This window comes from Arcicella sp. BE140 (assembly GCF_031456255.1).
GTDB lineage: Bacteria > Bacteroidota > Bacteroidia > Cytophagales > Spirosomataceae > Arcicella > Arcicella aquatica.
Genome location: NZ_JAVDUE010000017.1, coordinates 62367 through 74902 on the forward strand (window position 1 = coordinate 62367; position 12536 = coordinate 74902).

The 12536-nt window shown below is 37.6% G+C and carries 8 protein-coding genes; 2 read left to right on the forward strand and 6 right to left on the reverse strand.

What is annotated here, in order from left to right; translation table 11 throughout:
- Positions 1-92 precede the first annotated feature (92 nt).
- The gene (locus tag J2Y60_RS19940) at positions 93-1154 is read right to left on the reverse strand and encodes a type IX secretion system membrane protein PorP/SprF (RefSeq protein ID WP_309922956.1); all 1062 of its coding nucleotides are present in this window, start codon (positions 1152-1154) and stop codon (positions 93-95) included.
- 396 nt (positions 1155-1550) lie between these two features.
- Here J2Y60_RS19940 and J2Y60_RS19945 point away from each other — a divergent pair, with 396 nt between their 5' ends.
- The gene (locus tag J2Y60_RS19945; RefSeq protein ID WP_309994732.1) at positions 1551-5750 is read left to right on the forward strand and encodes a gliding motility-associated C-terminal domain-containing protein; all 4200 of its coding nucleotides are present in this window, start codon (positions 1551-1553) and stop codon (positions 5748-5750) included.
- Between the two features lie 230 nt (positions 5751-5980).
- Here the strand turns inward: J2Y60_RS19945 and J2Y60_RS19950 are convergent, their stop codons facing one another.
- Both J2Y60_RS19950 and J2Y60_RS19955 read right to left on the reverse strand, forming a co-directional pair.
- Positions 5981-8563 (reverse strand): M14 family metallopeptidase, encoded by a 2583-nt coding sequence (locus tag J2Y60_RS19950; protein ID WP_309922960.1) that lies wholly within the window; start codon positions 8561-8563, stop codon positions 5981-5983.
- A gap of 165 nt (positions 8564-8728) precedes the next feature.
- Positions 8729-9121: a TraR/DksA C4-type zinc finger protein gene (locus tag J2Y60_RS19955; protein WP_309922962.1), complete on the reverse strand. Its 393-nt coding sequence runs from the start codon at positions 9119-9121 to the stop codon at positions 8729-8731.
- A gap of 418 nt (positions 9122-9539) precedes the next feature.
- Here J2Y60_RS19955 and J2Y60_RS19960 point away from each other — a divergent pair, with 418 nt between their 5' ends.
- Positions 9540-10814: a Glu/Leu/Phe/Val dehydrogenase gene (locus tag J2Y60_RS19960; RefSeq protein ID WP_309922964.1), complete on the forward strand. Its 1275-nt coding sequence runs from the start codon at positions 9540-9542 to the stop codon at positions 10812-10814.
- Positions 10815-10901: 87 nt separating this feature from the next.
- Here J2Y60_RS19960 and J2Y60_RS19965 read toward each other — a convergent pair whose 3' ends face one another.
- The 3 genes from J2Y60_RS19965 to J2Y60_RS19975 all read right to left on the reverse strand — a co-directional run bounded on the left by J2Y60_RS19965 (position 10902) and on the right by J2Y60_RS19975 (position 12535).
- Positions 10902-11666 (reverse strand): geranylgeranylglyceryl/heptaprenylglyceryl phosphate synthase, encoded by a 765-nt coding sequence (locus tag J2Y60_RS19965; protein WP_309922966.1) that lies wholly within the window; start codon positions 11664-11666, stop codon positions 10902-10904.
- Positions 11644-12042, reverse strand: coding sequence for a hypothetical protein (locus J2Y60_RS19970; protein WP_309922968.1), 399 nt, complete (start codon positions 12040-12042; stop codon positions 11644-11646). The genes J2Y60_RS19965 and J2Y60_RS19970 overlap by 23 nt, the downstream gene beginning before the upstream one ends.
- 139 nt (positions 12043-12181) lie before the next feature.
- The gene (locus tag J2Y60_RS19975; protein ID WP_309922970.1) at positions 12182-12535 is read right to left on the reverse strand and encodes a phage holin family protein; all 354 of its coding nucleotides are present in this window, start codon (positions 12533-12535) and stop codon (positions 12182-12184) included.
- Position 12536 lies beyond the last annotated feature (1 nt).

Here is a 12536-nt window from a genome sequence, read left to right on the forward strand (position 1 = left end):
AAAAACAGCTCACTTATGACAAGTGAGCTGTTTTTGCTTTTCAATTTATTAATTATCAATCCCTTAGAAAAATCAGGCTTTGTGTAAAGATTTTAAAACTTTGGACACTTTAGTTCTCCTTTTCTTGGACGATTACTCTTTTTAGACTGAATCAAGTCTGTAAAAATATAAGAAATTGATAGTTCATGAGCACCACCTGTCGAGCTTAGGGAAGAAATGGTGGCATCGTAACTGTAACCAATAGAAAAATTATCTTGACGATAGCCTACCAAAAACACCAAGGCATCGTGGCTAACGATACTTACATTATCTTTCTTATACGATTTCAAAGGAATACCTCTATACCATGCACCAATTACGATAGGGGAATAAGTTAAATAAGCACCTACATCTAATTGGTCTGATTGCCCTTGACGTCTGTAGTGAACCACAGGGGTAATACTTTTTTCTTTATCAACTGCATCGCCAAGATTATTCCCCAACATATAGTCGGCCAAAGGAATATTAAACCCTGCCTGAATACCTATTCGCATAGGCAAGGCTGCATTTGAATTAGAAAATGACTGGTTAGGTTGATTGATATGGTGGAATGAAGCCCCCACCCAAAACTGTTCTCCATATAAAAGAGCACCCGTTGAAAAATCCCAATATTTTAATTGAGGAGTCAAATTGTTACCCCCTTGTAAAATCTGATCAGACGAATAGCGGGGATATGCTCCTGTCGTCAAATAAGTATTAATTTGATCACCAAACGTATAGTCAGCAAAATTGACCCCACGTGTTACATACGAACCTTGTATCCCTAAGTTTGCTCTTAATCCATCATTGATTTTAAGGTGATAAGAATATAACGCACCAATATCCGTAGTTACCAAGTTAGTAAACTGACGGTCTGAGGTAAGTAATATCCCTACGCCACTGTTGATTTTATCTAAATACATATCAGCAGAAAGGGAGGAGGTCACAAAGTTAGCACTTAAAGATGGCCACTGATTTCTGTGATTTAAACTGACACGAGCTGCTTTTGCAGACCCAGCAAAAGCTGGATTAAGGAACATAGGTGCTGCATAAAACTGTGAATATTGAGGGTCTTGCGCCTTAGCAAAAGACCAAGTTAACATACAAAATACAAACAGGAAACTTCTTTGCAACATGGAATTCGGAATGGTTAAATGCATCTTTATCAACAGTAAATCATAATGTTAAATCTTAATAAGATATTTTTATTCAGATAATATTTTTATTGACAAAATGTACTTTATCTACATATTTTTGTACCATTTTGTGTTTTCTATTATTTTAAGCATTATATTCCGTTACAAAAGTGCTATACTCTTATAAATTTCGTTTATATTATCGGCGGATGATAATTCTATTTATTTGAACGATGAACAATAAATTCTAGTTTATTTAACACAGAAAAATCTAAATTTAAAGAAGATTTTTTTATTAAAAACCATTTTTATAATAACTATTTTCACATCCAACCTTTTAGGTATAATACCTGTCTATATCAAAGCAAAGAGTATTTATATTTTTATAACGAAAGAATGTTTAGAATTAGTAGCATACAACGTTTTTTTTTGCTCATCACCTGTGTTTTTATTACATGGGTTTGTACAAACACGGCTAGTGCTCAATTCAGTGCAACAAAAACTTGTTTGTCGGAATGTTCGGATTCTACAGCAGCAACAATTTTTAAAGATTTAGGTACAACAGTGGCAACTGCTTGGCGATGGGACTTTGGTGACCCTACCAGTACACTAAAAAACGTTTCTACTTTACAAAACCCTGCACACTTATATTCTACCCCCGGTCCTAAATTAGTAACACTTATTCGTACAGAAAATGGTGTTCCAGTAACTTATACAAAAACAATTACGATTAATGCTCCTCCACAAGCTTTCTTTTTGGGGCAAACACCATCACAACAAGACACGACTATTTGTAAGGGCAGTACAATACTCTTAGACCCTTATCGAAATGGGGGCGCACAACCTCAATATAAATATCGATGGTTTCCTAAAGGCGATTCTACGCAGACGCTTATTGCCGATACAACAAGCTGTTATTCTGTACAAGTAACCGATACGATAACTGGATGTTCGGCTCAAAACAAAATCAATGTTCAACTTTGCGTACCTCCTCCTCCCAAACCACCAGAAACATCTTGGTTCTTTGGGAATAATGCTGGTATCAAGTTCTCAAATGGTTCAGCTACACCAGATACTGAAGGAAAATTAAATACAGTAGAAGGGGTATCGTCGATAGCAGACCAAAATGGTAATTTATTATTTTATACCGACGGGCGAAAAGTATATGACAAAGATGGGAATGAAATGGCGGCAATCAACCCTGCTGATACTTTAAAGGGAAGTTCGTATTCTACCCAATCGGCTGTGATTGTTCCCCAGCCTAGTTGTCAAGGCTGTCAGTCATATTATTATATCTTTACCACAACAGAAATTAATGGTGAAAAGAAATTAACGTATTCAATTGTTGATATCCGATTGAATCAAGGAAAAGGAAAAATTATCCAAAAAAACCTTCCCTTAGACGACGTTTCTTCTACTGAGAATCTTATTTCAACATTTGTTAAAAAAGACTCTACTTATTGGGTCATCTCACACGATTATAATACAAATACTTACCGTATGTATCGTGTGACAAAGAATGGTATTTCTATTTCTAAAACGATTAATATTGGCTCCAAAATAGATTCCGTAGAGAAAGCTCAGGGATATTTAAAGGTGTCGCAAGATGCTACTAAACTAGCCATTGCCATCCCCGGAGGTGCCAGAAATCTTGTAGAAGTGTATGATTTTGCAGATTCCACAGGAGCAATTACCAATAAAAGGATTATTGATTTAGGCCCCGCTCCACCAACGGTGTATGGCGTGGAGTTTTCTCCAAATAGTAAAACCCTGTTTGTGACGATGAAGGCGGATACCATTAAAAAGCCCGATTCGTATTCTTCGTTATTACGCTATGATTTAACTCAAGGAGACTCTGTTTCTTTAGCTAAATCAAAAATCACGTTAGATTCTTCTAAAAAAGAATACTATGGTTCGGTACAACTAGGCCCTGATGGAAAAATTTATCTTGCTGTTCAAGGTACTGATACCTTGGGCGTGATAAAACTGCCTAATGATACTGTATCTTATACCAATGCCAATAAAATAAAAATTGATACTTCATATTACCAAAGAGATGCCTTCAGCTTAAGTGGCAAAACTAGTCAATTGGGGTTACCCACTACGGCAACGGTTGTCATTACCAAAAATTCTGGTGTAGGTATTATGGCTTCAGATACTTGTTTTGGTTCGCCTTCTAATTTTCAGACGAATCATCTTTGTGAGGGAGAGACCTTTAAAAATACTAAAACAGACTGGAGATTTTATGCTGGTCCTGCTCCTCAGGCTGGCAATGATGGAAAATATACCCCCGTCGGTTCGCCCGTTTACACCGTAAATGGTGGTGCTGGCGATGCAGGCTTAAAGGTTTCTTACACTTTCCTTGCCCCAGGAAAATACCATGTTTTTGTAAACATGGGTAATCAATGCTTGGCCGATACATTACTACCTCCACAGGAGTTCGAAATTTTTGCCATACCTACTGCCGATTTAGGCAATGACATTAATCTTTGTCAGAATACTACTACTCTGACGGCAGCGAATAACCTTCCTGATAGCCACTATGCATGGTTGATAGATGGTACTTTTTCACCTAAAGATACCCTTCGTACTTTAGTAGCAACGAAGTCTGGAAAATATACGGTATTGGTAGAGAAAAATGGTTGTATTGCCGAAGATTCTGTAAATGTAAATTTGTATGCAGCCAAGCCTTTTTATTTAGGTGCAGATACTACCATTTGCCAGAATACTTCCTTCGTTTTATCTGCAAGCAATGCTGGTACTAGTACAACTACTACTTTTTTATGGAATACTGGACAAACAACACCAAGCATCGTAGTAAGTAGCGCGGGTACTTATGCGGTAACTGTCAAAGAAAGTACGACGAATTGTGAAGTAAAAGACCAGATTACAGTACGAACGTTGCCTAAGCCAAGTTTCATTGTCAATAGAAAATTGCCGAGTAGCTGTAATATTAAAGACGGGCAAATTGATATTCAAAACCTCTCTCCTGCTGATACCTATACGTTTGTATGGTATAAAGATGGGATTGCTATAGCAGGTCAAACGCAAAGTTCATTGAAAGGTATAGAAGCAGGTAGCTATCGTGTATCTATTCAAAGCACGATTTCTTGTGATACTACGTTCAATATTACTTTATTGGCTTTGGGTTCTAATCCAAACATTATTGTAAGACCAACAGATACCTATTGCGACGTACTCAATAGTGGTTCAATCGCTTTCACTGTTAACACAAATAGTGGTGTTCAACCTACCACGTATGATTTAAAATTGAATGGTAATCCTGACGCTTCTGTTAGAAGTGGCTCTGTGGGTTCAATATTGGTATCATCTAGGAATTACTTAATTAGCGGTCTTGGCGCTGGCACTTATACATTAGAATTATCAGACCCATCTGGCTGTAAGTATATTGAAAGTAATTTAGTCATCGCCATTCGCCCAAGAACAGTTACAAGCATTACGGTACCTCCATTGGTTTGTCAAGGCGATACAATTGTTCTGAAGGCTACTAATGCTAGCACTGGAACAATATCATGGAGCACGGGTGAAAATACGCCTGAAATTAAGGTTTCTAGGGCTGGTCAGTATACTGTAACAGTTATGGATGCTACAGGAAAGTGTATCAGCACCGCTAAATCTTTAGTGTCTTTCAAGCCTGTTCCTGTTATCAATCCTAGTGTTCCGAATGAAGTATGCGAAAATAGTCGCCCGATACAGTTATTAGCGAGTCCAGCAGCAGGGGTTTGGAAAGGAGCGAATGTAACTCCTGGCGGACTTTATACGCCTTCTCCTTATCCAAAAACAGATATTGTAAGTTATGAAGTAACAGGTACAAATGGTTGTGTCGGTAGTTCAACTAGCATGATTAAAATAGCTCAATCACCAAAAGTAGATTTAGGAGCAGACAGGGATGTTTGTAGAAACGGTATTGATTTTATTGGTACTAATCTTGAATCGGGCGTTACTTATCGCTGGAATACTGGACAAACAACTAATTTTATCTATCCTACACAGCAAGGGCTATATACGTTAAATGCTAATCTTGGCAATTGCAGAGCTAGTGATGATATTATTGTTCGCTTATTGCCCTCTCCTTTTATTCCTTTAAAATCTGAATTACCACTTTGTGTGCCAGATGCTTTACCGATAAAATTGGATGCTGGTGGCGGAGCAGGGCAAACGTATAGATGGTTTCCTACTGGACAAACCGACCAAAGTATTTTTGTATCAAATGTTGGGATTTATACCGTGGAAGTAACCAATACGTTAGGTTGTACTAGTCGCGCAAGTACTAATGTGGTAGATAGATGCGAACCGAGCATTTTAGTGCCTGATATTTTCACGCCTAATGGGGATATCCAGAATGATTCATTTCAAGTATTTACAGCTCATATCAAAGATTTTGAATTAAAGATTTTTAACCGTTGGGGCGAGTTATTATTCATCTCTAAACGTCCAGAAGACCGTTGGGATGGCAAATACAAAGGGGTATTAGTAAAACCAGATTCATTCGTTTGGCAGATTACTTATACTGCTGAATACTTTCCTGAAAGAGGTACATTAAAAAAACAAGGGGCTGTTACGGTGGCTTGGTAGCTTTTGGGCTGTCGGGTTTCAGCTATCAGTCTTCGGATATCGGCTTTTTATCTGAATAGAATGTAGGGACGAATTGCATTCGCCCTAATATTTTTTTGCTACAAAGGACGAATGCAATTCGTCCCTACGGTTTGATAATCCTAAAAGAAAAAAGTCGGCTTCCGATAAACCGAAAGCCGACTTCTGAAAGCTAAAATAAGTCCGAAAGCTGAAATCCGATAGCCGAAAGCTTAATCCTCATCTCCTCCACGTACTCCTGAAAGTATTGTTGAACCAAAGAAAATAGCATTTAAAAACAATTTGTTAGTACCATACCAAAATGCTCTGAAGTTTGGATTATCCGTCATCACAATCACCTTTCCTGCTCCATAAGCTGTTGCTACTACCGATGGTGTATTCTTCATTAACTTCTTGTTACGCTCAGTGATATAACCACTTACCAGAGGGTCGTTAGTATAAATCAATGGAGCATTGTATGGGTCTTTAATTTTCTCTAAATAAATATTATTATCTCTGAAAACACTTAACGTTTGGTCTTTATATCCATAGCCAATTGGGTGCGTAGGGTCTAGTTTCACTTGGAAAATAGCACCACTTGTTTGCTGTGCACCTTTATAGCGTTCTGCCAACGCATAAGGTTTAGCAGTAGCAGTATCGGCAGGAATATTTTTAATTTTTACAGGAGATAAGCCTTTTGCAGAAGCCCATTCTACCGCATCAGTTAAAGCGATTAAAGTACCACCTCCTCTAACCCATGTTTTTATTTTCTCTTCATTCAAAGTACTGTATTCACCACTCGAAAGAATCAACGTATTGTACTTTTCTAAACTCATGCGGTTTACTTGCGTAATATCCGACATCGATAAAGGAATGTTTACCCTAGTATCTAATAAATGCCAAATCTCACCCGCATCGTTTGGATTTACACCCGTTCCCGTCAGCATTAAAACCTTTGGTTGACGCATCGGTGCGAAATAGCTACTTCCTAAATCAATTCCTGATGGTGTTAAACCTGTTTGTAAAGCATAAAAGTCAATGCCATCTCTTTCAGCAAGTGTTTGTAACAATGTTTTCAGGGCAACAAAATCAGCTTGTTGATTTGACCCAACGGTGATTTCTACGGTACCATAGCTAAATGCTTTTGTCCCGCCTTCAAATACTCCTGTGAAAGGTTCAGTAGCTACTTTTAGCTTGTAGCCTTTCTTCTGTAATTCATAGGCTGCTCTTGGGGCAAAATAGCTATCCCACTCAAACACATACCCGTAAGTGGTATTACCAATGATTTTTCCTTTTGGAAATTCATTCTTCGTTAACTTATCCCCTAAAGCTAAAGCAATTTTGGCTTCTGAATAAGGTACATTAAAACAATGAGGCATAGACCACGCCGAAATATCATAGAAAAGAGAATCTTCAAAAGTAGTACGTTTTTCAAAAATACCTTGAACCAAACGGTATTGCGGTTGACTTAAAGGCACAATATAGGCCTCCCCTTTTTTAAAGGTTTTTCCATCCAATGTTTCATCTTTGGATACATTGAAAACATCTATTTCATGTTGGCGAAGGATATTAATCATTTCCCAAACCTTTACTTTATCAGCACCTCCGCCAAAAACATAAGCTTTGGTAGCCGAAGTAGATTTTTCTTGATAGAAACTTCTTTGATAATCTAACAAATCCTGACGCATCGCTTTGGCTGCACGCAAAGTAGAAAGCGTAGTAACAAATTGGTTTCTAACGGTAAAGGCAAAACTCATATTGCCATTCTGTGTTTCTTGTAAATGTCCACGAGAACTAGCTTGTTCAAACAAGATACCGATACTTCCCTGCACGTCTGGGAAAGTAGAACCTTTTCCATAGTAAAAATCATCGTACCCTTCTTTCGTAAAATATAATGACCCGATTTTATCTAACGCTGCCGCATGAAACTTACCTATTACTTCGGTTAAATCGATGTTTTTCTTTGGCGTAAGTGGATGCGTTCTGGCTGGAATACCGGGTTGAAAGAAGAATGATGAATTAGGCCCCATCTCATGGTGGTCAGTCAGGATATTTGGCTTCCATTCATGAAATTTCTGTATTCTGCCTTTACTTTCTGGATGTTGCGTATAAAGCCAGTCACGGTTAAGGTCGAACCAATAATGGTTATAACGTCCCCCCGGCCACATCTCATTCAATTCTCTACTGTTTGGGTCAGATACCATGTTCACGCTTTTGTTAGCATTCACCCAGCTTGAAAAACGCTCGCCACCATCTGGATTAATGCGTGGGTCTAGTAAAATGACCGATTCGTTCAAGATAGAATCTATCTCAGCACCCTGAGCCGCCGCTAAATAATATAATGCCAATACTGAAGCATTTGTACCACTGGCCTCGTTTCCGTGTACCGAATAGCCCATCCACATTACGATAGGCATATTTTTAGTATCTAAACTCGACGATTTGTCGGGTTCTACTAACTTATGATGGTCTGCTTTAATTTTATCGACATTTGCTAAGTTTTTTGGAGACGAAATCGTCAATAATAACAATTGTCTGTTTTCGTAACTACGACCATATTCACTCAACTCAACCCTGTCAGATAATTCAGCTACTTTTTTCATATAGCCCATCAGTTGCTCATGCTGAATGTGCCAGTCGCCTACCTGATACCCAAGATATTGCTGTGGGGTAGGGATTTTAGGGTCATAACTAATATTCTGTGGCAGAAAGTAGCTATTAGGTACTTGTCCGAAGCAAGTACGAATAAGCATAAAAAACAAAAAAGCGGTTAACCGCTTTTTGCTAGGAATGTAAAGAGGAAAGTTGTTTGTCATATTGATTAGTTTGATGATGATGCACAATTAAAGTAGGCTATAATATTTATGCCATAGCCATTAAAATATTTTTGAATTTTGAATAAAAGGGCACAATAAATAGTGTATAGAGATTTTATCAGAAAAACTCTATCATTATTAACAATAAAATTGCCATTCAGATAATTAGCGTTGTTTCATCAACTTCGCTTCAATCGTCTGTTGTGTATGAGGCACAGCTCTTAGGCGTTCTTTAGGAATCAATTTTCCAGTATCGATGCATACACCATAAGTGCCATTTTTGATACGGATTAAAGCATTCTCTAACTGAGTAGCAAATTTTTGCAAACGTGCTGCTAATTGGCTCATACTTTCTTTTTCAGAAGTATCAGCGCCATCTTCCATTGGCTTAGAGCTACCTGCCGTCACATCTGTTCCTGGATCATTACGTTTATGTAATGCTTCACGAATGTAGTTTAACTCGCCACGTGCATCTTCCAATTTGTTAGTGATAAGCACTTCAAATTCTTTTAGCTCTTCCTCAGAGTATCGCGTTTTTTCTTCTACAATAGTGTTCATATTCAATAGGGCTGTTTGGGTTGAATATTAAATTAATAGCATTTAAAATTTTTGCAAAGATAAGTTGTTGATTTTAAAATTTGCAATATTTCAAGAATAAATTAAATTTTTCTAAAATTTTATAATTTCTTAATTTTTAGAATTAGCCAACGATTATTTGGCAAACGCATCTATCTTCCATAAAGTTAAAAAGCAAAAAGCAAAAATACCTCAAATTTATGTTTTTTGATTAAAAATCAGGTATTTATACTTACATACAAAGTACTTGTTTTTGTCGTTTCAAGTGTGTTATGTTTGTGCATAATCAACAAAAACAAATCTCAAGGCCTGATTACCACTTATTTAGCGAAAAACAGGAAATAGTATTTTCCTAATATTTCAATCTCCTATAATAATGGTAGTCGGATATATAAAAACAATGACTTACTTAGAGCCCGCTCCTATCAAGGACAAAGAAAACCCACTAGAATCCATGATGCAACGCTTCGACAAAGCGGTTGAATTATTGGGAATTTCTGATGAAATGTATTATATCCTTAAAGTGCCTGCTCGTCAGGTAACAGTAGGATTACCCATTACAATGGATAATGGAAGTATTAAGGTATTTGAAGGCTACCGAGTGATACACTCTAACATCCTTGGTCCATCAAAAGGGGGAATTCGTTTCGACCCTGCTGTAAATATTGATGAAGTACGTGCATTAGCTGCTTGGATGACATGGAAATGTGCTGTAGTAGATATTCCTTATGGCGGAGCGAAGGGTGGAATCGCCTGCAATCCTCGTGAAATGTCGGCTGGCGAGATGGAACGTTTAATGCGTGCTTATACGGTATCGATGTTAGATGTGTTTGGTCCAGACAGAGACATCCCTGCACCAGATATGGGCACTGGTCCTCGCGAAATGGCTTGGCTGATGGATGAATATTCTAAAGCAAAAGGAATGACGGTCAATGCCGTTGTAACAGGTAAGCCTTTGGTTTTGGGCGGTTCGTTAGGTCGTACAGAAGCAACTGGTCGTGGGGTAATGGTTTCGGCTTTGGCTGGCATGGATAAACTTAAAATCAACCCTTATAAATCTACTGCCGCCGTTCAGGGTTTTGGCAATGTGGGTTCTCATGCTGCTAGCTTATTACACGAACGTGGCGTAATGATCAAAGCCATTTCTGATATTTCTGGTGCTTATTACAACGAAAACGGTATTGATATTGAAGGGGCTATTAAATTCAGAGACTTAAACAAAGGTACATTAGCAAATTTCCCGGGGGCTGAAAGAATCTCGAATGAAGAGCTATTGACTTTAGACGTGGATGTATTAGTACCTGCTGCTAAAGAAGATGTTATCACTATCGAAAACGCACCTTATATCCAAGCAAAATTGATTGTTGAAGGAGCCAATGGCCCAACGTCTGCTTCAGCTGATGACATTATTAATGAGAAAGGGATATTAGTAGTGCCAGATATTCTGGCGAATGCCGGAGGCGTTACGGTATCTTATTTTGAATGGGTTCAAAACCGTATGGGTTATAAATGGAATCTCGACCGTATCAATCGTCGTTCAGATAGAATTATGAAAGATGCTTTCGATAAGGTATTCTTGACATCCCAACAATTTAAAGTACCTATGCGTATTGCGGCTTATATCGTAGCGATTAAGAAAGTAGCTGATACTTATAAATTCCGTGGAGGGTATTGATTAATCAATTAATACTAAAAATCCATCCCTAGCGAGGGACTTAAGTCCCTCGCTAGGGATGGATTTTTGATTTTCAAACAGTCTTATTCAGGCAAGTAAATTCACTTCATTAAAACTTCTGACTGTTTTAGCAATGTCTTGTATTAATTCCATTCGTTCTTCAATGGCATTACCCACCACGATAATATCTGCACCTGCCCTTAAAGCATCATGCGCTTTTTTAGCAGTATTTATTCCTCCTCCTACGATGATGGGAACATCAACAGATTGCTGTACTGCGGCAATCATTTCTGGCGAAACTGCATTGTAAGCGCCCGAACCCGCATCCATATAAATCAATTTCAAGCCTAACATTTCGCCTGCCATAGCCGTACACGCAGCAATGCTTGGTTTATCATGCGGAATGGGTGTGGTATTAGAAATATACGAAACCGTAGTTTGGCGACCGCTATCAATAATCATATAGCCCGTCGGTAATACTTCTATCCCACTTCTTTTCAGAATAGGGGCAGAAATTACTTGTTGCCCTATGAGGTAATCAGGGTTTCTACCCGAAATCAATGACAGGAATAATACACCATCTACTTTATTATTAAGGTGCAGGCTATTGCCAGGGAATAGTACCACTGGTATATCGCTGTTTGCCTTAATATCCGTAATTACCTTTTCCATGATAGAGCTAGTAATTAAACTACCACCCACAAAAAAGAAATCTACTGCTTGCTCTTTACTTAAGCTTATTAAATGCGAAAAGCTGTCTTCATTGACTTTGTCGGGGTCAATCAAGACAGCAAATGCTTTTTTGCCTTGAGCCTTCAGCTCATAAAATTTATTGAGAAGATTTCTCTGCATAATTTTCTTTTAAAATCGAAAGGGCTTCTATGATTTTATCTTTAGCAATGGCCATTAAAAATGACAACATGTACCCTTTGATAGATGAAACAAGCCACGATTCTTTCGCTTTTTCTTTTTTTACAATAACAGGTAAATTACCGTTTTCTGATATTTTGGCAGATACTTTTTTTTCATTATCCGAGGTCAAATAGCTAAATAGTAAATAACTAGTAGCTAAAACACCACCAATAATAAGGGCTCTCGTACCTATACGGGTAGCTTCTGATTTAAGGTTGCTAACCTGTCCATCAATCGTTTCTTTATATGCTTTCGCTTCTAAATGTAATTGTCGCTTACGTTCAGAGATTTTTTTGGGGCTAACTGTTGGAAACATAATCTTTACGTTATTCTGTTATTGTCCGAGTAAATTCATTGCACAAATCGCTGACACAATAACTGTGTATGTATGTAAAACTATTCAAAAGTAATAAAAATTGCTTTTTTGAGTAAAAATTTAAAGAAAGAATTATCTTTTAATTTTCTTGAAAAGTGGATTGAGTTTCTACTTCAATACTTTCTGTAATTGTATCGGGTTTTAGTAGTTTTTTTCCAAGATAAAAAACAAACGTTATTACAATGGCGAGTAACACTGTAACTACTAGAAAACCAAGGTATTCGCTTTTGAAAACATGGTTTAAAAATAATGCCAAAGTAAGAAGGAAGAATAAGAGAAGCAATAGTCCAGATAATACAAGTATTGCTCCGATAATCAACTTTTTAATCGTTTCCTGAACTCTTTCTTCTACTTCAAGTTTCGCAATTTCTACATACGTTTGTACATACTTATAGATGTTGTCAATCAATCCGTTTGTCTCTGGTATCTTCATG